We start from the raw sequence: 21,904 nt of genomic DNA on the forward strand, positions 1-21,904 counted from the left end.
ATAGCGCTCGGGTAACACTCCGGACACCCGTGATGTTCCTACCCCACCAACCATGATCCACAAGACAGGCCCTAGTCGGTAGTCGACCTGGTACAGCTCCGCCTCGGTGATCCCGTACGCCTCGTCGAGGACCGTGCCGACACCGCCCACGAGACGGTCGGCGGGTGTCTCGTTCAGGGTGCGTCGGGCCCGATTGACCGGTTCGCTCATCAGGCCTCCTTCATCAGAGCTCGACCACCAGTGGGTTCGGAGTAGTCTCGGGCCACCATGGCCGAACAGAACGGTCCACCGGACCCCGCGACGAGTATGGCCGCCGCCCTGGACGAGGCGGCGGGTGCCCTGCTGGGCGTCTGGGATTCCGCCCGCGAGGCGACCGCCAGCCGAGTCTCCGGTGCCCAACTACGGGCGGTGATGGTGATAGAGCAGTACGACGGGATCAACTTACGCCGGCTCGCTACCCGGCTGGACATGTTGCTGAGTTCCGCCAGCCGGCTCTGCGACCGGCTGGTCGCGGCCGGCATGCTCGAGCGGGAGCCGGGCCGCTTCGACCGGCGGGAGATTTCCCTGCACCTCACCCCGGAGGCCCGTCGGCTCCTCGCGAAGTTGCGCACCGACCGTCAGGAGCGGCTCGCCGCCGTACTGGCGGCGATGACCCCGGCGGGCCGCGCCGCGCTGATGAGCGGGGTGCGGGAGTTCGACGAGGTCGCGCGTCGGCAGCAGGCGCGGAGCACGCCGGACGACGGGGACCGGCCGCGCGGGCGAGGGGACTGGCCGCAGGACCCGGACCGGCCCGACGGGCCGGTGCGGGAGTCGTCGGAGGAGCCGGACCGGCCGACCCGACCGGTGTGGCAGAGTGGGCCGGCGGGTTCGGAGCGGACGATGGGCATGCCGCGCGAGTGGCACACCGGAGAACCGCCCGTGGCCCGGACCGCCTGACCGGTCCGAACGCTGGGTCCGGTCCGCGGGTCAGCCCGGTGTCGAGGCGCACATCGCCAACCTGGCGATGTCGTCGTGGGCCTGCCCGCCCACCCACTCGTCGACCATGCTCCTGGGCTCCTCGCCTGCCGGTCGTTGCTCGACGGCAAGCGTACCGAGCCGCATCGACGCAAGCCCCGGCCGTCGCCCACGGTCAGCCGGCGCGGCCCAGCCAACCGGCGGGGCGGGCGACGATCTGCCGTACCACCGAGCCGGCCGCGCCCACGACGGCGGCCTCCGGCCCGAGGGTCGAGGGGCGGACCGAGACCGGCGACCAGGCGGCGGTGAGTACCCGGGCTCCGATCTCGGCGAGCACCGGCGGGCACAGCCAGGGGGCCAGCGGGGCGTACCCGCCGCCGAGTACCACGGTGTCCAGGTCCAACAGGTTGACCACACCGGCGACCGCCACCCCGAGGGCCGTGCCGGCGTCGTGCAGCGCGCGCAGCGCATCCGGGTCGCCGGCCTCGGCCAACTCGGCCAGCCGGACCGTCGCGGTGTCGGCGGGAAGGTCCGCCCGCAGCAGCCCGGCGCCGGCCACGATCGCCTCCTGACCGGCGTACTGCTCCAGGCAGCCGCGTCCACCGCAGCGGCAGGGTCGCCCCTGCGGGTGTACGGGGAGGTGCCCGATCTCGCCGCTCCAGCCGCGTACGCCGCGGAACAGCGCGCCGTCGAGGACGATCCCCGCGCCGATGCCGACCTCGCCGGAGATGTGCAGGAAGCTGGCCGGGCCGGGCGGCCGGGAGTGCAGCTCGCCGAGCGCGGCGAGGTTGGCCTCGTTGTCCACCACCAGGGCCGGCACGCCCGGTACCCGGTCGGTCAGGGGCGGATGCGCGCTCAGCAGCTCGGGCACCGGCACGTCCCGCCAGCCGAGGTTCGGCGCGAGCCGGACCTGTCCGGAGTCGTCCACCAGTCCGGGTACGGCGAGCGCGGCTCCGGCGAGGGTGAGGCCCTGCCGGGCCGCGTCGGCGCGGGCCTGCCCGGCCAGGTCGACGAGGCGGGCCAGCGCGTCGGCGGGCGCGACCGGGCGCAGGTCGGCCCGGTGTACGGTGCGGTGGCGTACCTGACCGGCGAGGTCGACAACGCACACCGTCAGATAGTCGACGTTGACTTCGAGACCGAGCCCGGCCGGACCCTGGTCGGCCAGGACCAGCCCGCGGGCCGGACGGCCGGCGCCGGCCCGGGGCGCCGGATCGGCCTCGCTGACAAGTTGGCCCGCGAGCAGGTCCTCGACGACCGCGGAGACGGTGGCCCGGGTCAGACCGGTGGCCGTGGCCAGGTCGGCCCGGGACGGGGGGCGGTCGGCGGCGGCGATCCGGCCGAGGACCAGGGCGAGGTTGAGTTCGCGCAGGCTGCCCTGACGGGCCGCGCCGGCCGGGGCGTGGGTGGGGCTCACCCCTTGACACTGCCATAGGGCGGGCAAATAATTCAATCGCTGAACAAATACCTGCCACCACCACCCCGGAGGTCACTCATGGCACCCCGTCCCACCCCCGCCGACAAGTTCTCCTTCGGGCTCTGGACTGTGGGCTGGCAGGCCCGCGACCCGTTCGGCGACGCGACCCGCCCCGAGCTGGACGCCGTCGAGGCGGTGCACCGTCTCGCCGAGCTGGGCGCGTACGGCATCACCTTCCACGACGATGACCTGATCCCGTTCGGCGCGGACGCCGCCACCCGCGACCAGCACATCGCACGGTTCCGCAAGGCCCTCGACGAGACCGGCCTCGTGGTGCCCATGGTCACCACCAACCTCTTCACCCACCCGATCTTCAAGGACGGCGGCTTCACCAGCAACGACCGCGACGTCCGCCGCTTCGCGCTGCGCAAGGTGCTGCGCCAGGTCGACCTGGCCGCCGAGCTGGGCGCGAGCACCTTCGTCATGTGGGGTGGCCGCGAGGGTTCCGAGTACGACCTCGCCAAGGACGTCCAGGCCGCCCTGGACCGCTACCGTGAGGCCGTCAACCTGCTCACCCAGTACTCCATCGACAAGGGCTACAACCTGCGGTTCGCGCTGGAGCCGAAGCCCAACGAGCCGCGCGGCGACATCCTGCTGCCCACCATCGGGCACGCGCTCGGCTTCATCTCCCAGTTGGCGCACCCGGAGCTGGTCGGCCTCAACCCGGAGGTCGGGCACGAGCAGATGGCCGGGCTCAACTACGCCCACGGCATCGCGCAGGCGCTCTGGCAGGGCAAGCTGTTCCACCTGGACCTCAACGGCCAGCGTGGCATCAAGTACGACCAGGACCTGGTCTTCGGTCACGGCGACCTGATGAACGCGTTCGCCCTGGTGGACCTCCTGGAGAACGGCGGTCCGAACGGCGGGCCGACCTACGACGGGCCCCGGCACTTCGACTACAAGCCGTCGCGTACCGAGGACATGGACGGGGTCTGGGCGTCGGCTGCGGCCAACATGAGCACGTACCTGCTGCTCAAGGAGCGCGCTGCGGCGTTCCGCGCCGACCCGGAGGTCGTCGAGGCGCTCGCCGCCAGCAAGGTCGGCGAGCTGAGCACGCCGACGCTGGCCGAGGGCGAGGGCTACGAGGAGTTCCTGGCCGACCGGTCCGCGTTCGAGGACGTCGACGTGGACGCGGTGGCCGCCCGGGGCTTCGCCTTCGTCCGGCTCAACCAGCTCGCCGTCGAGCACCTGCTCGGCGCTCGCTGAGGCCCCGCCATGCCGCTGGTCGCGGGCGTCGACTCGTCCACACAGTCCTGCAAGGTGGTCATCCGGGACGCGGAGACCGGCGCCCTGCTCCGGCAGGGCCGGGCACCGCACCCGGACGGCACCGAGGTCGACCCGGAAGCCTGGTGGAAGGCGCTGCGCAGCGCCCTCGACGAGGCCGGTGGGTTGGCCGACCTCGCGGCGGTCTCGGTCGCCGGCCAGCAGCACGGCATGGTCTGCCTCGACGAGGCGGGCCGGGTGGTCCGTCCGGCCCTGCTGTGGAACGACACCCGCTCCGCCGACGCCGCCGCCGACCTCGTCGAGGAGGCCGGCGGCGGCGCGGCCGGGCGTCGCTTCTGGGCCGACGCCACCGGCAGCGTGCCGGTGGCGAGCTTCACCATCACCAAGCTGCGCTGGCTGGCTCGTCACGAGCCGGAGCAAGCCGCCCGGGTGGCCGCCGTGTGCCTGCCGCACGACTGGCTGACCTGGCGGCTGGCTGGCGCGCCCGGTCTGTCGGCGCTGCGAACCGACCGGGGGGACGCCAGCGGCACCGGCTACTGGTCCCCGTCCACCGGTTCCTACCGTCCGGACCTGCTGGAGCGGGCCTTCGGTCGGCAGCTCGTGGTGCCCGAGGTGCTGGGTCCGGCCGAGTCGGCCGGCCGGCTGAGCAACGAGCTGGGCAGTGCGCTGCTGGGCCCGGGCACGGGTGACAACGCCGCCGCCGCGTTCGGCGTCGGCGCCGGGCCCGGCGACGTGGTCGTCTCGATCGGCACGTCCGGCACGGTGTTCAGCGTGGCCGACGTGCCGGCGGCCGACGACAGCGGTGCCGTGGCCGGCTTCGCCGACGCGTCCGGTCGCTTCCTGCCGCTGGTCTGCACGCTCAACGCGGCGCGTGTGCTGGACGCCGCCGCCACGATGCTCGGCGTCAGCCTGGACGAGCTCGCCGAGCTGGCGCTCTCCGCACCCGCCGGAGCGGACGGGCTGGTCATGGTGCCCTACCTGGAGGGTGAGCGCACGCCCAACCGTCCGCTGGCCACCGGCGCGGTGCACGGCCTGACCCTGCGCACCTCGACCCCCGCGCACCTGGCCCGGGCCGCCGTGGAGGGCATGCTCTGCGCCCTCGCCGACGGCCTGGACGCGCTGACCGCGCAGGGTGCCACCGTCCGCCGGGTCATCCTGGTCGGCGGTGGGGCACGGTCGGCCGCGGTCCGCCGGATCGCACCGCAGGTCTTCGGCTGCCCGGTCGTCGTACCGCCCGCCGGGGAGTACGTCGCCGACGGTGCCGCCCGCCAGGCCGCCTGGATCGCCCTGGGCGGTGCGACGGCGCCGCAGTGGGAGGTCAAGGGCACCGAGGAGTACGCGGCGGAGCCCGTCCCCGCCGTCCGTGAGCAGTACGCCGCAGCCCGTCCACTGGTGCTCGACCGGCGCTGAGCGTCGGATCGACCGGGTGGGCGTCGGTCAACGGTGATCGACGCCTACCCGCGTGCCGACCGGCTCGGCCGAGTCTGATTGGCTGCCGGTCATGACGGTGACCAGTGGCGGGCCGGACCAGCGCTCGCACGGCCGGGGCGGCGGCCCGGCGCACCGGCTGTACAGCGTGGCGGTGTTCGTGGTGCTCGCCTCGCTGGACAACGTGGCGATCGGGCTCGTCCCACCGTTGTACGGGCCGATCGCCCGGACGTTCGACGTGTCGGCCGGGCTGCTGGGCCTGGTCACCGCCGTCAGCTTCCTGGTCAGCGCGGTCGCCGCGGTCGGCTGGGCGTACGTCGGTGACCGCAGCAACCGCAAGCCGCTGCTCATGGTGGGCACGCTGCTCTGGGCGGCGGGCACCGGCGGCAGCGCGCTCGCCGGTGGGTACCTCACGTTCCTGACCACCCAGCTCGTCGCCGCGATCGGCCTCGGTGCGGTCGGCTCGGTCGGCTTCTCGGTGGTCACCGACCTGATCTCACCGGCCCGGCGTGGGCTGGTGATGAGTTTCTGGGGGCTCTCCCAGGGCGTCGGTACGCTCGCCGGCACGCTTGTCGGCGGGCTGCTCGGGGCGGCCGACTGGCGGCGGCCGTTCCTGCTGCTGGCCGGGGTGGGCGTGGCCGCGACCCTGGCGTACCTGTTCACCTACGACATCCGACGCGGCCAGAGCCAGCCGGAGCTGGCCGGCGCGCTGGATGCCGGTGCCGAGTACGACTACCGGATCAGCCGGGCCGACCTGCCACGCATCCTGGCCCGGCGGACCAACCGGTGGCTGATCCTCCAGGGGCTGACCGCGCAGGCCGCCTTCGGCTCGCTGGTGTGGCTGCCGAGGCTCTTCGCCGAGCGGGCCGAGGCCCAGGGCTACTCGGAGTCCACCGCCGTGGTGGTCGGCAGCGTGTTCGCCACCCTGTTCCAACTCGGCGGTGTGCTGTCCATCGTGGGTGGCCTGATCGGCGACGCGGTGCAGCGGCGTACCCCTCGGGGCCGGGCCCTGGTCGCGGCGGTCGGCATCCTTGCCGCGCTGCCGTTCTACCTGGTGTTGTTCTTCGTGCCGGTGACCATCGACGTGCCGGACGGCGCGGGCGGTGGCGCGGTCGTCGGCGCGGTGCTGGCCAGCGTGTTCACCGAGCCGTCGGTCGGGCTGAGCCTGCTCACCGCCGTGGTGGCGCTCGCGTTGACGTCGGCCAACTCGCCGAACTGGTTCGCGCTGATCGCCGACGTGAACCCGCCGGAGCATCGGGGGACCGTCTACAGCCTCGGTAACCTGGTCAACGGGGTCGGTCGCGCGGCCGGCAACGGGCTGGTCGGGGCGGCCTTCCAGGCACTGCGAACGGCATTCCCTCCACCGCTGAACTTCGCCGTGGGGCTGGCCGCGTTCCAACTCTTCTTCGTCCCCACGGGCGTCATGTACTGGCTCGCCTCGCGAACCTCACCGACGGACATCGACAACGTGCACGACCTGCTGCACACCCGAGCCACCCGCCTCTGAAGCCCTCCCCGCGCGCGTCCGCGCCCCCGGTCGGGGGACGTAGACGCCCACTCGGTCGATCATGGAGTTGTGGTGCCCGGAATAGCCTTTAACAAGCCTTTTGTCACCCACCACAACTCCATGATCGACGAGAGGTCAGCCGTGTAGCCAGACAGTCACGTCGGTGGGGATTGCGCCCTCGTCGTTGAGGGGCGCGCTGGCGGCCAGCACCTTGGCGTTGGGCGGGATCGGCACCGGGGCGTCCCCGAAGTTGGTCAGCACGGTCAGGTCGCCGTTACGGAACACCAGTGTCTCGTCACCGGAGGACAGCCACTCGAGCGTGCCCCGGCCCAGGCCGTGGGCACGGCGCAGCCGCAGCGCCTCGCGGTACAGCTCGTACGTCGAGCCGGGCACGTCGCGCTGCCGGTCCAGCGCGTACTCCGCCCAGGACGGCGGCTGCGGCAGCCAGCTCGCATCCGTGGGTCCGAAGCCGTACGACGGGGCGTCGGCTTCCCACGGGATCGGCACCCGGCAGCCGTCGCGACCCCGCTGGGTGTGTCCGCTGCGTGCCCAGGTCGGGTCCTGTCGGGCCTCGTCCGGCATCGTGGTGTGCTCGGGCAGGCCCAGCTCCTCGCCCTGGTAGAGGTACGCGGAGCCGGGCAGGGCGAGCATCAGCAGGGTGGCCGCCCGGGCCCGGCGCAGACCGAGCGCGGCGTCCGGCTGCGGGTCACCGATGCCGATGCCGTTGGGCCGGCCGCCGCCGATCGCCAGGCCGAGCCGGGAGGCGTGCCGCACCACGTCGTGGTTGGACAGCACCCAGGTCGTCGGCGCGCCGACCGAGTCGGTCGCCTCCAGGGATCGAGTGATCACCGCGTACTGGGCCGGCGCGGTCCACGCGGCGAGCAGGTACTCGAAGTTGAACGCCTGGTGCATCTCGTCCGGGCGGACGTAGCGGGCCAGCCGCTCGGCCGGCTCCACCCACGCCTCGGCGACCAGTACCCGTTCGCCCGGGTAGCTGTCCAGGACCTGCCGCCACTGCCGGTAGATCTCGTGCACGCCGTCCTGGTCCCACATCGGCGGTCGCGGCTTGTCGATCTCGTTGCCGGAGAGGATCTCCTGGGGCTCCTGCCAGTCGGGCAGGTTGGCCTGCTTGATGAGGCCGTGCGCCACGTCGACCCGGAACCCGTCCACCCCGCGGTCCAGCCAGAACCGCAGGACGCCCAGGAACTCCTCGTGCACCTCCGGGTTGTCCCAGTTGAGGTCCGGCTGGCCGGTGTCGAACAGGTGCAGGTACCACTGGCCGGGCTGCCCATCCGGATCGACCGTCCGGGTCCAGGCAGGGCCCCCGAAGACGCTCTGCCAGTCGTTCGGCGGCTGCTCCCCGGCCGGGCCCAGGCCGTCCCGGAAGATGTACCGGGACCGCGGGAGGCTGCCCGGGGTGGCGGCCAGCGCCTCCTGGAACCAGCGGTGCGCCGACGAGGTGTGGTTGGGCACCAGGTCGACGATCACCCGCAGGCCGCGGGAGCGGGCCTCGGCGAGGAGCTTGTCCGCGTCGGCGAGGGTGCCGAACAGCGGGTCGACGTTCCGGTAGTCGGCCACGTCGTAACCCGCGTCGGCCTGCGGGGACGGATAGAAGGGGGACAGCCACACCGCGTCCACCCCCAGCTCGACCAGGTGGTCGAGACGGGCGGTGATGCCCGGCAGGTCGCCAACCCCGTCGCCGTCGGAGTCGGCGAACGAGCGTGGGTAGATCTGGTAGATGGCGGCCTCGGTCCACCAGCCGGTGGGGGTCTGCTGAGTCGGGTCGGTGTTCAGGGTCGTCTCCCGTGTCGTGCCGTGGTTGATGTGTCAGTGTGCCCGAGGCGGCGCGGTGGACTCCCGGACGACCAGCCGAGTGGGCAGGATCACCGGCGAGTCACCGTCGGCGGTCCGTTGACCGATGATCGGGCCCAGGGCGCGGGCCCCGAGCGGGTCGAGCAGGATCCGCGCGGCCAGCCGCCCCTGCTCGGCGGCCGGTTGGGCGACGGTGCTGAGCCCGAGCACTCCCGCCAGGTCGTGGTCATCGATGCCGACCACGCTGACGTCCTCCGGTACGCGCAGCCCGGCGTCGCGCAGCGCGGCCATGGCGCCCATCGCCATCTCGTCGGACGCCGCGACGATGGCGGTCGGTGGCGTACCGCGGGCCAGCAGCTCGGCGGTGGCCCCGGTGCCGCCGTCGATGGTGAATGACGATTCGATATCCAGGCTGGGGTCGAGGCGCAAACCCGCTGCCCGTAGCTCCGCCTGGTAGCCCCGGCGCCGATCGGCATGGGCGGTAAAGACGAAGTGCTGGTCGGGATCGCCGGAGATGTGCGCGATCCGGCGATGGCCGAGGTCGAGCAGGTGCCGGGTGGCGGTGCGCGCGGCGGCCATATCGTCGATGCGCACACACGGCCAGGTGGGCACCGTTGTGCCCGAGCTGATGGTCACCCCGGGCAGGTCCAGGGCGGCCAGCGCGGTCCGGTCGGACGGGCGCAGCGGCGTGGCGACCAGCATGATGGCGTCGACCCGCTTGTGCAGGTTGGCGGTGCGCAGCACCCGCTGGCGGATCTGCTCCCGACCGCCGAGGTTGTAGAGCAGCAGGTCGTAGCCGCAGTGGTGGAGGTACTCTTCGACGGCCTCGACGACGGTGCTGAAGAACCAGCGGGTGATCCGGGGTACCACCACCGCGACCGTGCCGGTGCGACCACCGGCGAGCCGGGACGCGCTCGGCGAGACCGCGTAGTCCAGCTGCTCGGCGGCAGCGAGTACGCGGCGTCGGGTGGCGGCCGAGACCGTCGGCAGCCCGCGCAGGGCCCGCGAGACGGTGGCCGTGGAGACCCCGGCCAGCCGGGCGACATCATCTATCTTCGTCACGGTTCCCCCGCTCGGTACCCGTTGCCCGCCGCCGCCTTCAGGGGCCAGGCGGCGGCGGGCAGGCGGGTCAGCCCTTGACGCTGCCGGCGAGCAGACCTCGCACGAAGAAGCGTTGCAGGGACAGGAATACGACGAGCGGTACAACGATCGAGACGAACGCGCCGGCGGTGAGCCGTTGCCACTCGTTGCCCCGCGTGCCGGCCATCTCGGCGAGCCGGACGGTGAGCGGGGCGGTCTCGTTGCCGCCACCGGCGAAGATCAGCGCGACCAGCAGGTCGTTCCAGACCCAGAGGAACTGGAAGATACCGAACGCGGCCAGCGCCGGGGTGATCAGCGGCAGCACGATGGTGCGGAAGATCTTCGGGTGGGTGGCCCCGTCGACCCGGGCGGCCTCCATCAGCTCTCCGGGGAGCTGCGAGATGAAGTTGTGCAGCAGGAAGACCGCGAACGGAAGCGCGAAACAGGTGTGCGCGAACCACACCTGGGCGAACTTCTGCTCGTCGACCAGGTCCCAGGCCGGCATCAGGGTGACGCCGCCGAGGGTGACGCCGGTGGAGAAGAACTTCAGCAACGGCACCAGGGCCATCTGCAACGGCACGATCTGCAACGCGAAGATCGCGATGTAGACCCAGTCCCGGCCGCGGAAGTTGATCCACGCCAGGGCGTACGCGGCCAGGGCCGCGAAGGCCAGCGGAAACAGCACCGACGGGATGGTGATCGCCAGCGAGTTGATGAAGGACCCGGCGAGCTGCCCGGAGGAACCAGACCGCCCGAACAGGACCTGTTCGTAGTTGTTGAACGTGAACTGCGGGTTGGTGAACGCCGTCCACCAGCCGGTCGTCTTGATCTCGTCCTCGGGTCGGAGGGAGGAGATGAACAGACCGAAGGTGGGGATGGTCCAGACCACCGCGATGAGGATCGAGACGAGCGTCGCGGTACGGCTGTTCAACCGCTTGCGAACTCGGCCGACGGTGGTGGAGGTGGTGCCGGCGGTCGCCTGGGCGCCGGCGGCGACGGTGGGCGTTGCGGTCGTCATCTCAGCCCTCCCGCTGCTGACGGAGGTTGCGGATCTGGTAGATCACGACCGGGATGACCAGGATGAAGAGGAAGACCGCGAGCGCGGAGCCCTGCCCGTTCTGGCCGTACCGGAAGGCCTGGTTGTACATCTCGCTGGCGATCACGCTCGTGTCGTAGTTGCCGTTGGTCGAGGTCCGGACGATGTCGAAGACCTTGAGCGTGGCGATCGTGAGCGTCACCACCACGACGATCAGCGCCGGCCGGATGCTCGGCATGGTGATCTGCCAGAACATCTGCCACGGGGTGACGCCGTCGAGCCGGGCGGCTTCGACGATGTCGCCGGGGATGGCCTTGATCGCGGCGGAGAGCACCACCATGGCGAAGCCGGCCTGGATCCAGACCATGATGACGATCAGCAGTAGCGTGTTCAGGGGCGATTCCAGCAGCCACGCCTTCGGCTCACCACCGAGGCTGACGACTATCTGGTTGAGCAGACCGATCTGGTCGCCGTCGCCGCGGTACGCGTAGACGAACTTCCAGATGATGCTCGCGCCGACGAACGAGATGGCCATCGGCAGGAAGATCAGTGACTTGGCGACCGCCTCGAAGCGGGCCTTGTCCACCAGCACGGCGTAGATGAGGCCGAAGGCGGTCGCCACCAACGGGACCAGGAGCACCCAGACCAGGGTGTTGATCAGGACCCGGATCATGGAGTCGTCGGAGAACATCCAGCCGTAGTTACGCAGCCCCACCCATTCGGTGCTGCTCCCGTTCATCAGGGAGAGCACCACGGTGCGGATGGCCGGTACGACAAGACCGATGGTGAGCAGCAGCAGTGTTGGTAGTAGGAAGAACAGCGCGAAGAGCCCTTCCCGCCCCTTGGGCCGCCGAATCAGCGGCGCGCCGCTGACGGAGGCGGCGACGAGCTGAGCTTCCCGTCGTCGGGCGAACCAGGCCGGTACGACGTCGAGCAGCAGGAGCAGACCGCCCACCACTAGCACGAAGGCGACCAGCCCGTACATCAGCATGAGGAGTTTTGGCTGCTCATCGGCAAAGTCGAACTCCATCAACCCTCCCTCTCGGGTCCGGATCGGCCGGTGGCCCGGCTCGCGGACGCGAACCGGGCCACCGCCGTGATCACTTCGGCCAGCTGCTTTCGATGCCCTGGAGCACCGGGGCGGTCTGCTTACCGTTCAGCCACTCCACCATGCCCTTCCAGAACGTTCCCGCGCCGACGGCGGCCGGCATCAGGTCCGATCCGTCGAAGCGGAAGGTGCCCGTCTTGTCCTGCAGGATCTGGACGGAGAGCTTGTCGATGGGGCTGGCCACGTTGGCGATGTCCAGCTTGTTGTTCGCCGTGACCCAGTTGCCGAGCTTCGCGCGGCTGTTCACGTACTCGGCGGAGGCGAGGTAGGTCTGCACCGCCTGCACCTCGGGACGGTCGGCGTACGCGACGACGAACTCGCCGGCGCCGAGGACCGGCTTGCCCTTGGCCGGGTCGATGGTCGGGAAGTAGAACGCGAACGCGTCACCGTCCTGGGCCACCTTGGTGCCCTCGGGGAACTGGTTGGCGTAGAACGACGCCTGCCGGTGCATGGCGCACTTGCCGGTGGTCACCGGCAGACCGGCCTCCTGGAAGGCGGTGGTGGTGATGCTCTTGACCCCGCCGAAGCCGCCGTTGACGTACTTCTCGTTCTTGAGGATGCTGCCGGCGCGCTCGACCGCGTCGACGATCTTCGGGTCGTTGAAGGGGATGGCGTGGGTGGTCCACTGGTCGTAGACCTCGGGACCCTGCGTCCGCAGGATCACGTCCTCGATCCAGTCGGTGGCCGGCCAGCCGGTGGCGTCACCGGACTCGACGCCCACGCACCACGGCTTCATGCCGCTGGCGGCGATCTTGTCGCTCAGCGCGATGAGCTGGTCCCAGGTGGTCGGAACCTCCCAGCCCTTCTCCTTGAAGGTCTTGGGCGAGTACCAGACGAAGGACTTGACGTTCGCGCCGAGCGGCACGCCGTAGAGCGTTCCGTTGACGGTGCCGTACTTGAGCCAGTCGGCCGGCATGTTCTGCTCGGCCAGGGCCTTGGTGTCGGCGCTGAGGGGCTTCAGCTTGCCGGCGTCCGCGAACCGCTTCACGAGGCCCGGCTGCGGCACGAAGGCGATGTCGGGGGCGTTGCCGCCGTCGACCCGGACGGGGAGCTGCGCCTCGAACTCGCCGCTGCCCTCGTAGGCGATCTCGATGCCCGTGCAGTCGGTGAACTGCGTCCAGGAGCGCTCGAGCAGGTCGGCCTCGGCGTCACGAATGGACGCGTAGATGGAGACCTTCTTGCCGTCGTTGCCCTGGTACTTCTCGTATGGGGCGCACTCCGCGGAGCCCGCCTTGTCGCTCTTCTTGTCGTCACCGGTACCGCAAGCGGTGGCGCTGAGCGCCAGCCCGAGTGCACCGGCGATCACGAAGGCCTGGCGTGGTCTGGTGAAGACCGCCATGCCGTCCTCCTTCCTAGCCGGCGTGGTGTCGTGCTGATGACCCTCGCCGGTCCGATTGGGCGTGCACACATGTAAGCGCTTGCATCGGGTCTGGTCCACCCCCTGCCAGACACGAGCGAGTAACAATCCGGAAACCTCGGAGTTGCCTCGTGGGCGCGCTCGCGGGACAGGCTGGGGACTCTTTCGAAGATTGACGATATCTGTCAGGCTAAGGCCACCTAATCGAAGGTTTTCGACATAGGAGGAGCTGTATGCGTAAGCGGTGGATGAGCCTGCTGGTGACGGGTCTGCTCGTCGGGGGAGCGCTGGTGCCGGCGACCCCGGCGCTGGCCGCGCCGACCTTCAGGGTGCCGTTCCCGTGCGGCCAGTCCTGGTCCGGGCAGACCCGGTCGGACCACAGCCCGGCGTACGCCGTCGACTTCAACCGCACCGACGACCTCGGCGATCCGGTGGTGGCCAGCGCCCCCGGCACGGTCGACCGGGTCACCGACCTCGGCGGCACCAGTTACGGCAAGTATGTCCGGATCGACCACGGAGGCGGCTACACGACCTACTACGCCCACCTCAACGGCTTCAACGTCTCGGTCGGGCAGACCGTCGGCTACGGCAAGGTGCTCGGCTGGGTCGGCAGCACCGGCGGATCCACCGGACCCCACCTGCACTACGAGCAGCGCCTCAACGGCAACGACGTCCAGGTCCGGTTCAACGGCACCCTCGCCCTGTACTGGGGCAGCAAGACCTACACCAGCGACAACGCGTGCAGCTCGGGCACCGGTAACGCCACTGTCGACACCAGTGGTACGCCGCTGACCGTCCGCTCCGGACCCGGCACGGGGTACGCCTCGGTGGGCACCGTCGCCGACGGCACCCGGGTGACCATCGCCTGCCAGACCAGCGGCACCACGGTCACCGGCACCTACGGCACCAGTTCGATCTGGGACCGTATCGGCAGCGGGCGCTACATCGCCGACGCGTACGTCTACACCGGCTACGACGGCTACATCCCGAACGTGCCCCGCTGCTGAGGAGGGGAACGACAGCGTCCCCGGCGGGTTGCCGCCCGTCGGGGCCCCGCCGGTCAGGCGTTGAGCCGCCAGATCGACAGGTTCAGCGCGGCGGCGAAGGTGACCCACGCCCAGAGCGCGGGGGAGAAGCCGACCCGTCGCCAGACCAGCCAGCCGGCGACGGCGATCAGCGCGTAGAGCACCGTCCAGACCGGTCCGAAGAGCCACCACGGTGGCGCCCAGCCCGGCTGGCGCAGGCTCGCGTACTCGTCGGTGGTGCCCCGCACTCCGAGCCCGCCGATCGCGGCCGCGACGAAGACCGCCGCCGCGAAGCCGGCGAGCGCCCAGCGCGACCGCCGGCCGGAGGCGGGCCGTGCCTCGCGAGATATCTCCATGGTCGAGATTTTCCACCCGGCGTCCGGTCAAACAGTGAAAAAGCGCCGGGGTCGCCGCGGCCGGTGCTTCTGTCGGGAGGACGAAGCTCCGGTCGCGGCGACCCCGACGGGTCCCAATGTTGTGATGAGTTGTCAGAAGGTATGAACGTCAATTGAAGATGCTGACACCACCCGGGCCGACCAACAGCCCGACGACGATGAGGACGACGCCCCACAGGATCTGCCGGCGGAACAGCGCGAGGATGCCGGCGACCACGAGTACGACTGCGAGAATCCAGAGAATCAGCTCCATGACCTCTGACTACCCGACCCTCCGATCGGGGAAACCTGGTCCGTGTCGAGTTGATCCCCGACATGAAAGACGCTGTACGCCTGCTTGATCACCGGGTGCGCCACGTTCCGGACGCGTACCCCTCCCGGGGTGGTGCCGCGCTCGGTGCCGGCGTGCGCGTGCCCGTGCAGCGCGAGGGCGGTGGGGGCCGAGTCGATCGCCTGTCCCAACTGGTACGAGCCCAGGAACGGGTAGATCTCCAACGGCTCACCGAGCAGCGTGTCCGGGATCGGAGCGTAGTGCGTGAGCGCGACCAGCATGTCGCAGTCCAGCGAGCGCAGGGCCGCGCCCAGGCGGTCCGCGCTCTCGTTGGTGGTCCGGACGAACGCCTTCATCTCCGGCTCGCCGAAGTCGCTCGCACACCGGCCGGCGAACCCCCCGCCGAAGCCCTTGACCCCGGCGATGCCGAGCCGGCCGCCCGCGCAGTCCAGGACGACGCCGTTGCCCTCCAGCACGGTGATGCCCGCGTCCTCGAGCACCTTCACCACCTGTGGCACCTGGTCACACTGGTGGTCGTGGTTGCCCAGCACGGTGACCACCGGTACGGCCAGCCCGCCGAACTCCTGCGCGACGCAGCGCGCCTCGGCCTCGGTGCCGTGCCGGGTCAGGTCGCCGGCCAGCAGCAGCACGTCGGCGCACTCCGGCAGTTCCTCCAGCGCCGGGCGGAACCGGCCGACCACGTCCTCGTCCAGATGCACGTCGCCCACGGCGGCGATCCGGATCACCATGAAACCTCCCTCAGGGCAGTTGCTCGATCTCCGTGGGCGTCTGGACGCGGATCACCCCGATGTCGCTGGTGATCGGCACGTCCGGGAAACGTTCCGCCACGAGACGCAGGATCTCCTCCCGCCGGTGCGGGCTCTCCACCTCGCCGTAGAGCACGAGGGCGTCTTCCCGCCGGATCACGGTGATCCCCTGCTCGGCGACGGCCGGATCCTCGGTGAGCAGCCGTTGGATCTCCGCTTCGACGTACTCGTCGGGTGGCGCCGCGCCACCGGCCTGATCGTTCGTCACGGTGTCTCCTCTCCTGCCGGGGTGCCGGGCTCCGGCACCACCTCCAGCCGGTCCAGCAACACCAGGAACGCCTCGGCGTACGGCGAGTGCTGCGTCTCCTTGCGTACCCGTTCCCAGTCGATCTGCTCCCGTAGCGACCGGGCCAGCGGCAGGCCGCGGGCGAAGTCGCAGTAGTGCTGGGAGAAGCTGAGCAGCTTGTGCACCATGAGCTGGGTGGCGGACAGGACCGGCATGTGGATGGCGTCCACCGGGCGTACGACGGTGTCGGCGAACGTCTCCTCGGTCACCGGCGTCTCGATCGGCCGGTGGATCAGGTCCACCATCCGCTCTTCGTCGAAGACCTTCACCAGCCAGTCCTCCGGCGGCCGCTCGGCGCGGAAGCCGGCGGCCACCAGCGCCTCCAGTGACCGTTCGACGTCGGCCTCGCGGATCAGGAAGTCGACGTCGTGGTCGCTCGAGTGCCCGCCGTGGGCGTAGACGGCGAAGCTGCCGCCGAGGGCGAACGGGATCTCGGACTGCTTGAGCACGGCGGCGACCTTCTTCAGGGTGTGCACCAGACTCTCGTCTCCGCGCTCAGCCATCTGGATCTCCCGTCGGTCGTGTTGGTGGACAGGCGGTTGGATTCGAACCCCCGTACCCGGCATTCCGGTCGCCCACACCTGCTCTGGTCGCGGTCGGGTGCCAACCGGAACAAAAGGGTATGAACCGCGCGGGGGTGCAAGCGTAGGTCGGATAACCTGTCGAGGGTGGCCAGACCATCGGGGATGCGACGCGGCACGGCCCGGTTGCGCACCGTCGCTCTGATCGGCATCGACGGCTCGGGCAAGACCACACAGGCACACCGGCTGGCCGACGCGCTGACCGCCGCCGGCCGTCCCGCCACGTACCGCCGCAACGCCAGTGGTCGTCGCTGGCTCGGCCGGCTCGCCCACCGTCTCGGCCTCCCGGACGCGCAACGACTCGTCGGGCGCGACGGCGTCCTGGCGGTGGAGTCCGTGCTGCGCTGGTTGGCCATCGCCGCGGCCCTGCTCAGTTGCCTGCTCACCGGTCGTACGGCCGTCATGGACCGCTACTCGGCCTGCCAGTACGCCAGCATCCGCGCCCACGGCGGGCACCGCTGGGAGCGGCTGGCCCGGGCCGGCTACCGTCTGTTCCCCACGCCGCAGGTCACCTTCCTGCTCACCGTCGACCCGGCGGAGGCGTACCGGCGCATCGAGGAGCGCGGCACCGACCACGAGTCGATGGGCTGGCTGACCGCGGCGGACACCGCCTACCGGACCCTGCCCGAGTACCCGAGCTTCGTCCTCGTCGACGCGGGCCGTTCGGCCGAGGAGGTGACCGAGCAGATCCAGGCGCACCTGTCCTCCTGGCTGCCGTCGGACGTTGGACCCGACCGGGCGCGGCCCTCGACCGTGGCGCCGCCGGCGCAGCCGCCGCCCGCCACTCCTTCGCAGGACCAGGACGGGCGCGGCGGCGGACCGCTACTGGTTCAGGCGCGTCCGTAGACCGGGACGGTGGCCCCGGTGGTCGGCGCCGAGTCGGTCGAGGCGAGGAAGCGGATCACCGGCGCGATCTCGGCCGGGGTGACCCAGCGGGAGTGGTCGGCGTCGGGTTGCGCGGCCCGGTTCGCCGGCGTGTCGATGACGCTGGGCAGCACCGTGTTGCAGCGGACGTTGCGGGAGCGGTATTCGACCGCGACCGCGTTGGCGAAGGCCAGCACCGCCGCCTTGGCCGTGACGTAGCCGACCGCCCCGGGGAACGGGGTGACCGCCGCGCGGGCGGAGACGCAGACCACCGCGCCGCCCCCGGCCGCCACCAGGTGCGGCAGCGCGGCCTGCGTGACCAGGTACGTGGGGCGCAGGTTGACGGTGAGCATCCGCTCGAACTCCTCGACCGGAGTCTCGTGCACCAGGCCGCCGCTCGCGTACCCCCCGACCAGGTTGACCACCGCCTGCAGCGGCGCGGCCGGGTCGGCCACGGCAGCCGCGACGACGCGGGCCACGTCGGCCGGGTCGGTCAGGTCCGCGGTTAGCCGGACCAGCCCGTCCGCCGCCGGCTCCGACGCGGCGGGGTCACCCCTTCGCGGTACGACCACCCGCCATCCCGCCTCGACGAAGGCGCCGACAACCGCGCCACCCAACCCGCCACCCCCACCGGTGACCACCACGCTGCGCTCCACCACACCGAGAACGCTAACGCCCCCACCCCCACCCCACCCCCCGGCCCCCGCCCTTCACCTCGTCGATCATGAAGTTGCTGCCTGTCAGGTCGGCGTGTCGTGGCAATAACTTCATGATCGACCGGCCGTCGGGCGGGGTGGTGTCTGCCGAGAGCAGGGGTTCACTGGTCGTTCGTCTCGACGGTCTCGGTGTACGCGGACTACGCGACCCCGGGTCTCTCCGCGGCGAACACACCGCTGTTGCCGCCCCCGCCGTCCGACGTGGACGGACCGGGCCCGGATTTTCGGTGGTACGGCGAGTGCAAGGTCGTCATCGAGCGGCTGGTACGCGAGCGGGTGGGGGAGGACAGGTCGTTCATCTGCCGGGCCGGGCTGATTGTCGGCGCGGAGGATTCGAGCAACCGCTTCCCGTACTGGATGCGACGGCTGGCCTGCGGGGGCGAGGTTCTCACGCCGGGGCGGCCGACCGACCGGGCGCAGTTCGTGGACGTCGAGGATCTGGCCGGCTGGCTGCTGCACGCCGGCGGCACCCGGCTGCGCGTACCCGGGCGACGTACCGCAGGGTGGACTCGACCCGGCGGATGAGGCGGCGATCCTGCGTACGTGGGAGGCTGTGCGAAACGCGTGAGCCGGACCTTCGACACGTGTCCCACCAGAGGCGGTGATGGTTGACGGTCACGCTTGGTGAAAGTAAGTTTCACCCGTGGCGAAGAGTCCGAAGATTTCTGCGAGTCACGAGCCTGGTGGACTGATCGTCCACATCAGCGGGCTCCTGCCGTCGCTGTCGCCCGCCGAGCAGCGGGTCGCCCGACTGGTCGTGTCCGACCCGGCCGCCGCCTCCCGGAGGACCATCACGGACCTCGCCACCGCGGCGGAGACGTCGGAGGCGACGGTCATCCGGTTCTGCCGGTCGGTCGGGATGGACGGCTATCCGCAGCTGCGCATCCGGCTCGCCGCCGAGGCCGCCCGCCGCATCGAGCCCCCGGACGCCCGGGTCGTCGGCGGTGACATTCCGCCCGGCGCCGACCTCGCCCAGATCATCGCCACCATCGCGTTCAACGACGCACGGGCCGTCGAGGAGACCGCCGAACAGCTCGACCCGGCCGTCTGCGAACAGGTCGTCGAGGCGATCGCCGGCGCCGGCCGGATCGACATCTACGGTGCCGGGGCCAGTGGTTTCGTCGCCTCCGACTTCCAGCAGAAGCTGCACCGCATCGGCCGGATCGCCTTCTACTTCCCGGACGTGCACACCGCGCTGACCTCGGCGGCCCTGCTCGGACGCGGCGACGTCGCGATCGGCATCTCGCACACCGGCACCACCTCCGACGTGATCGAGGTGCTGGAGCAGGCTCGGACGCGGGGCGCCTCCACCGTGGCCCTGACCAACTTCCCGCGCTCGCCGATCACCGAGGTCGCCGACTTCGTGCTGACGACCGCGGCCCGCGAGACGACCTACCGCTCCGGTGCCACGGCCAGCCGGCTGGCGCAGCTCACCGTCGTCGACTGCCTGTTCGTCGGGGTCGCCGCCCGCAACCGGTCCCGGGCCCGCAAGGCCCTCGAGGCGACCGCCGAGGCGGTCCAGTCGCACCGGGTGGGCGCGAGCCGGAGGCGGGCATGACGCCCGGCTCGGTGGAGCCGAACAAGGACATGTCAGCACTGCCCGGCCGACCGGCGGTCCGGGTGGGCGCGCCCACCGAACGGCGCAACCCGCTCAGCGTCGACCTCGACCTGATGTCGACCCGGGACGTCCTCACCGTGATCAACGAGGCCGACCGACGGGTCCCGGCGGCGGTCGCCGCGGTGCTCGACGAGATCGCCGCCACGGTCGACCTGGCCGTCGAGGCCCTGCGTGGCGGCCACCGGGTGCACTACTTCGGGGCCGGCACCTCCGGCCGGCTGGGCGTGCTCGACGCGGCCGAGCTGGCCCCCACCTTCAACTCGCCCCGGGACTGGTTCTGCGCCCACCTCGCCGGTGGACCTGACGCCATGGTGCGTGCCGTGGAGGACGCCGAGGACGACGATCGGGGCGGCGCCCTCGAAGCGGCCAGATGTGTGCGTGTCGGTGACCTCGTGGTCGGTCTGGCCGCCAGCGGACGCACCCCGTACGTCCTCGGGGCGCTCGCCGCGTCCCGTGCCACGGGTGCCTCGACGGTGCTGCTCTGCGCCAATCCGGAGGCCGAGGCCGCCCAATCGGTCGACGTGTTCATCGGGGTGGACACCGGACCCGAGGTGGTCACCGGGTCGACCCGGATGAAGGCGGGCACCGCGCAGAAGTTGGTGCTGAACGCGTTCTCGACCGCCGTCATGGTGCGCCTGGGCCGGGTCTACTCGAACCTCATGATCGATATGGTTGCCACCAACGCCAAGCTTCGGGGCCGAATGATCTCGATCCTGGTCGAGGCGACGGGCTGCTCCGAGGAGGTCTCCCGGCGGGCCCTCGGCGAGGCCGGGGGTGACCTGAAGACGGCGCTCGTCACCCTGGTCTCCGGTGCTGAGGTGGCCGCCGCGCGAGCCGCCCTCGCCCGCTCCGCGGACCAGGTACGCGGAGCCCTCGCGCTGCTCGCCTCCTGAGCCGCACACCCGGGAAGCGAATGAGGCTCCGGATTGTTCATCGGGGTGGAGGGTAATGACACCCTCGTGGATGAACCGACCGGTCCATCGCTGCGTATCTGGCAGTGACCAGGATCGCAGCACGGTGGTGACCCGGGTCGCTGTGCCAGCGCGGCGGGCGGTGTTCCTATGGTGCGGACGATGGTGATCCGTCGATCAACCAGCCCGTTCGAGGTGCGCAGCGGCGCGCTACCCGATGGGTGCTGACAGCAAACACGGACCGTGCTCTCAGCAATTGCTCAGGCATTCGTGACACTTTCGACGCACGGAACGGAATCCCTGACACGTCTCATCTGTTGTGTAGGTGTCAGCACCGGTGGGCACAGCAGAAGTTACCAGGGCTGACCGGACGTGGGGAATGGCAAGGAACCGGGCGACCGGCGAGCGAGGGGACCGTGGGCAACGTGGACAAGAACATCGGCATGCGGACCGACGAGGTCGCCGAGGAGCGCGACCTGGTCGGCGTCTACCTGCACGAGATCTCCCGGACGCCACTGCTGGACGCCGCCAAGGAGGTCGATCTCTCCAAGGCGATCGAGGCCGGCCTCTACGCCGAGCACCTGCTCGGTGCGGACGCCGTTCCCGACGGTGTCGACCGGGCCGACCTGGATCGGCTGGTCGTCGAGGGTGAGCGCGCGAAGGACCTCTTCATCCGCGCCAACCTGCGACTGGTCGTGTCGATCGCGCGTCGGTACGTGCGCTCGGGGATGCCCATGCTGGACCTGATCCAGGAGGGCAACACCGGCCTCGTCCGGGCGGTCGAGAAGTTCGACTACGAGCGTGGCTACAAGTTCTCCACCTACGCCACCTGGTGGATCCGCCAGGCCATCAGCCGGGCGATCGCCCAGCAGGAGCGCACCGTCCGCCTGCCGGTGCACCTGGTGGAGGACGTCAACCGGATGCGCAACGTGACCCGGCAGCTCACCCGTGAGCTGGGCAGCGACCCGGAGCCGGAGCAGATCGCGGCGTCGCTCGGCGTCACCGTCGAGCGGGTCAACGAGCTGCGCCGCTGGTCGCAGGACACCGTGTCGCTGGACACCCCGGTCGGCGACGACGGTGACACCAACCTCGGTGACCTGGTCGCCGACAGCGACGCGCCGTCGCCGGAGGACATCGTCCTCAGTGGCCTGGAGCGGCAGCGCATCGAGGGGCTGCTCAACCACCTCGACGACCGTTCGGCGGGCATCATGCGGGCCCGCTACGGGCTGGAGGACGGCCGCGAGCACTCGCTGACCGAGGTCGCGTCCCGCTTCTCGTTGTCCCGCGAGCGGATCAGGCAGCTGGAGATCCAGGCCCTCGGCCGGCTCCGCGAGCTGGCCCGGGCGGAGGGGCTGCAGGCAGCCTGACCTGGTAGTAATGACGGCGAACGGCCGGCGTCCGATAGGGGGACGCCGGCCGTTCGCCGTAAC

Annotated in this window: 21 protein-coding genes and 2 pseudogenes; 10 read left to right on the plus strand and 13 right to left on the minus strand. The window is 70.9% G+C overall.

Annotation, left to right across the window (positions count from 1 at the left end; genetic code table 11):
- A pseudogene (locus ACLQ24_RS14430) lies at positions 1–210 on the minus strand (hypothetical protein); the annotation flags it as partial.
- A 57-nt stretch (positions 211–267) separates the two neighbouring features.
- Between ACLQ24_RS14430 and ACLQ24_RS14435 the strand changes: the two are divergent.
- Positions 268–936 (plus strand): MarR family winged helix-turn-helix transcriptional regulator, encoded by a 669-nt coding sequence (locus ACLQ24_RS14435; protein WP_425891943.1) that lies wholly within the window; start codon positions 268–270, stop codon positions 934–936.
- 193 nt (positions 937–1,129) lie between these two features.
- Here the strand turns inward: ACLQ24_RS14435 and ACLQ24_RS14440 are convergent, their stop codons facing one another.
- Positions 1,130–2,368, minus strand: coding sequence for an ROK family protein (locus ACLQ24_RS14440; RefSeq protein WP_425891944.1), 1,239 nt, complete (start codon positions 2,366–2,368; stop codon positions 1,130–1,132).
- Between the two features lie 78 nt (positions 2,369–2,446).
- Here ACLQ24_RS14440 and xylA point away from each other — a divergent pair, with 78 nt between their 5' ends.
- The 3 genes from xylA (at position 2,447) to ACLQ24_RS14455 (ending at position 6,587) form a co-directional block, all read left to right on the plus strand.
- The gene (gene xylA, locus ACLQ24_RS14445; protein WP_425891946.1) at positions 2,447–3,634 is read left to right on the plus strand and encodes a xylose isomerase; all 1,188 of its coding nucleotides are present in this window, start codon (positions 2,447–2,449) and stop codon (positions 3,632–3,634) included.
- Positions 3,635–3,643: 9 nt separating this feature from the next.
- Positions 3,644–5,062, plus strand: a complete 1,419-nt coding sequence (xylB, locus tag ACLQ24_RS14450; protein WP_425891948.1) for a xylulokinase — start codon at positions 3,644–3,646, stop codon at positions 5,060–5,062.
- A 91-nt stretch (positions 5,063–5,153) separates the two neighbouring features.
- Positions 5,154–6,587 carry an MFS transporter gene (locus ACLQ24_RS14455; RefSeq protein ID WP_425891950.1) on the plus strand — a complete coding sequence of 478 codons (1,434 nt, stop codon included), beginning with the start codon at positions 5,154–5,156 and terminating at the stop codon, positions 6,585–6,587.
- Positions 6,588–6,722: 135 nt separating this feature from the next.
- On the opposite strand, the gene ACLQ24_RS14460 is transcribed toward ACLQ24_RS14455, so the two are convergent.
- The 5 genes from ACLQ24_RS14460 to ACLQ24_RS14480 all read right to left on the minus strand — a co-directional run bounded on the left by ACLQ24_RS14460 (position 6,723) and on the right by ACLQ24_RS14480 (position 12,962).
- Positions 6,723–8,381 (minus strand): glycoside hydrolase family 13 protein, encoded by a 1,659-nt coding sequence (locus ACLQ24_RS14460; RefSeq protein WP_425892009.1) that lies wholly within the window; start codon positions 8,379–8,381, stop codon positions 6,723–6,725.
- A 33-nt stretch (positions 8,382–8,414) separates the two neighbouring features.
- Entirely contained in the window at positions 8,415–9,461 is a 1,047-nt protein-coding gene (locus tag ACLQ24_RS14465; protein WP_425891951.1) for a LacI family DNA-binding transcriptional regulator, read from the minus strand.
- 67 nt (positions 9,462–9,528) lie between these two features.
- Entirely contained in the window at positions 9,529–10,497 is a 969-nt protein-coding gene (locus tag ACLQ24_RS14470) for a carbohydrate ABC transporter permease (protein WP_425891953.1), read from the minus strand.
- 1 nt (position 10,498) lies between these two features.
- On the minus strand, positions 10,499–11,545 hold the full coding sequence (locus ACLQ24_RS14475) for a carbohydrate ABC transporter permease (protein WP_425891955.1): 1,047 nt from the start codon (positions 11,543–11,545) through the stop codon (positions 10,499–10,501).
- 70 nt (positions 11,546–11,615) lie between these two features.
- Complete coding sequence (locus tag ACLQ24_RS14480) at positions 11,616–12,962, minus strand: ABC transporter substrate-binding protein (protein ID WP_425891957.1); 1,347 nt, start codon at positions 12,960–12,962, stop codon at positions 11,616–11,618.
- Positions 12,963–13,213: 251 nt separating this feature from the next.
- Between ACLQ24_RS14480 and ACLQ24_RS14485 the strand changes: the two genes are divergently transcribed.
- Positions 13,214–13,987 carry a peptidoglycan DD-metalloendopeptidase family protein gene (locus tag ACLQ24_RS14485; RefSeq protein ID WP_425891958.1) on the plus strand — a complete coding sequence of 258 codons (774 nt, stop codon included), beginning with the start codon at positions 13,214–13,216 and terminating at the stop codon, positions 13,985–13,987.
- Positions 13,988–14,085: 98 nt separating this feature from the next.
- Here ACLQ24_RS14485 and ACLQ24_RS14490 read toward each other — a convergent pair.
- The 5 genes and pseudogenes from ACLQ24_RS14490 to ACLQ24_RS14510 all read right to left on the minus strand — a co-directional run.
- Positions 14,086–14,361, minus strand: a pseudogene (locus ACLQ24_RS14490) (tryptophan-rich sensory protein); the annotation flags it as partial.
- Positions 14,362–14,509: 148 nt separating this feature from the next.
- The gene (locus ACLQ24_RS14495; protein ID WP_165947907.1) at positions 14,510–14,653 is read right to left on the minus strand and encodes a GPGG-motif small membrane protein; all 144 of its coding nucleotides are present in this window, start codon (positions 14,651–14,653) and stop codon (positions 14,510–14,512) included.
- On the minus strand, positions 14,644–15,420 hold the full coding sequence (locus ACLQ24_RS14500; RefSeq protein WP_425891960.1) for a metallophosphoesterase family protein: 777 nt from the start codon (positions 15,418–15,420) through the stop codon (positions 14,644–14,646). Before ACLQ24_RS14500 ends, ACLQ24_RS14495 begins: the two co-directional genes overlap by 10 nt.
- Before the next feature lie 10 nt (positions 15,421–15,430).
- Complete coding sequence (locus ACLQ24_RS14505; protein WP_425891962.1) at positions 15,431–15,706, minus strand: hypothetical protein; 276 nt, start codon at positions 15,704–15,706, stop codon at positions 15,431–15,433.
- Positions 15,703–16,350: a nucleotidyltransferase gene (locus ACLQ24_RS14510; protein ID WP_421476329.1), complete on the minus strand. Its 648-nt coding sequence runs from the start codon at positions 16,348–16,350 to the stop codon at positions 15,703–15,705. Before ACLQ24_RS14510 ends, ACLQ24_RS14505 begins: the two co-directional genes overlap by 4 nt.
- 120 nt (positions 16,351–16,470) lie before the next feature.
- Here ACLQ24_RS14510 and ACLQ24_RS14515 point away from each other — a divergent pair, with 120 nt between their 5' ends.
- Entirely contained in the window at positions 16,471–17,211 is a 741-nt protein-coding gene (locus tag ACLQ24_RS14515) for a dTMP kinase (protein ID WP_425892011.1), read from the plus strand.
- On the opposite strand, the gene ACLQ24_RS14520 is transcribed toward ACLQ24_RS14515, so the two are convergent.
- Positions 17,196–17,888 carry an SDR family NAD(P)-dependent oxidoreductase gene (locus ACLQ24_RS14520; protein ID WP_425891964.1) on the minus strand — a complete coding sequence of 231 codons (693 nt, stop codon included), beginning with the start codon at positions 17,886–17,888 and terminating at the stop codon, positions 17,196–17,198. The genes ACLQ24_RS14515 and ACLQ24_RS14520 overlap by 16 nt on opposite strands.
- 141 nt (positions 17,889–18,029) lie before the next feature.
- Here ACLQ24_RS14520 and ACLQ24_RS14525 point away from each other — a divergent pair, with 141 nt between their 5' ends.
- From ACLQ24_RS14525 to ACLQ24_RS14540, 4 genes are all read left to right on the plus strand, one after another.
- Positions 18,030–18,470 carry an NAD-dependent epimerase/dehydratase family protein gene (locus ACLQ24_RS14525; RefSeq protein WP_425892013.1) on the plus strand — a complete coding sequence of 147 codons (441 nt, stop codon included), beginning with the start codon at positions 18,030–18,032 and terminating at the stop codon, positions 18,468–18,470.
- A 118-nt stretch (positions 18,471–18,588) separates the two neighbouring features.
- The gene (locus ACLQ24_RS14530) at positions 18,589–19,503 is read left to right on the plus strand and encodes a MurR/RpiR family transcriptional regulator (RefSeq protein ID WP_355241831.1); all 915 of its coding nucleotides are present in this window, start codon (positions 18,589–18,591) and stop codon (positions 19,501–19,503) included.
- On the plus strand, positions 19,500–20,456 hold the full coding sequence (gene murQ, locus ACLQ24_RS14535) for an N-acetylmuramic acid 6-phosphate etherase (protein WP_425891966.1): 957 nt from the start codon (positions 19,500–19,502) through the stop codon (positions 20,454–20,456). The genes ACLQ24_RS14530 and murQ overlap by 4 nt, the downstream gene beginning before the upstream one ends.
- A 434-nt stretch (positions 20,457–20,890) precedes the next feature.
- Positions 20,891–21,841, plus strand: a complete 951-nt coding sequence (locus ACLQ24_RS14540) for a sigma-70 family RNA polymerase sigma factor (protein WP_425891968.1) — start codon at positions 20,891–20,893, stop codon at positions 21,839–21,841.
- Positions 21,842–21,904: the final 63 nt, after the last annotated feature.

This window comes from Micromonospora sp. DT4 (genome assembly GCF_049841675.1).
Lineage (GTDB): Bacteria > Actinomycetota > Actinomycetes > Mycobacteriales > Micromonosporaceae > Micromonospora.

Excerpts from the sequence above, each read along its gene's own strand:
- ACLQ24_RS14435 (WP_425891943.1), top strand. The coding sequence starts at position 268 with ATGGCCGAACAGAACGGTCCACCGGACCCCGCGACGAGTATGGCCGCC.
- xylA (WP_425891946.1), top strand. The coding sequence starts at position 2,447 with ATGGCACCCCGTCCCACCCCCGCCGACAAGTTCTCCTTCGGGCTCTGG.
- xylB (WP_425891948.1), top strand. The coding sequence starts at position 3,644 with ATGCCGCTGGTCGCGGGCGTCGACTCGTCCACACAGTCCTGCAAGGTG.
- ACLQ24_RS14455 (WP_425891950.1), top strand. The coding sequence starts at position 5,154 with ATGACGGTGACCAGTGGCGGGCCGGACCAGCGCTCGCACGGCCGGGGC.
- ACLQ24_RS14470 (WP_425891953.1), bottom strand. The coding sequence starts at position 10,497 with ATGACGACCGCAACGCCCACCGTCGCCGCCGGCGCCCAGGCGACCGCC.
- ACLQ24_RS14475 (WP_425891955.1), bottom strand. The coding sequence starts at position 11,545 with ATGGAGTTCGACTTTGCCGATGAGCAGCCAAAACTCCTCATGCTGATG.
- ACLQ24_RS14480 (WP_425891957.1), bottom strand. The coding sequence starts at position 12,962 with ATGGCGGTCTTCACCAGACCACGCCAGGCCTTCGTGATCGCCGGTGCA.
- ACLQ24_RS14485 (WP_425891958.1), top strand. The coding sequence starts at position 13,214 with ATGCGTAAGCGGTGGATGAGCCTGCTGGTGACGGGTCTGCTCGTCGGG.
- ACLQ24_RS14495 (WP_165947907.1), bottom strand. The coding sequence starts at position 14,653 with ATGGAGCTGATTCTCTGGATTCTCGCAGTCGTACTCGTGGTCGCCGGC.
- ACLQ24_RS14500 (WP_425891960.1), bottom strand. The coding sequence starts at position 15,420 with ATGGTGATCCGGATCGCCGCCGTGGGCGACGTGCATCTGGACGAGGAC.
- ACLQ24_RS14510 (WP_421476329.1), bottom strand. The coding sequence starts at position 16,350 with ATGCCGGGTACGGGGGTTCGAATCCAACCGCCTGTCCACCAACACGAC.
- ACLQ24_RS14515 (WP_425892011.1), top strand. The coding sequence starts at position 16,471 with ATGCGACGCGGCACGGCCCGGTTGCGCACCGTCGCTCTGATCGGCATC.
- murQ (WP_425891966.1), top strand. The coding sequence starts at position 19,500 with ATGACGCCCGGCTCGGTGGAGCCGAACAAGGACATGTCAGCACTGCCC.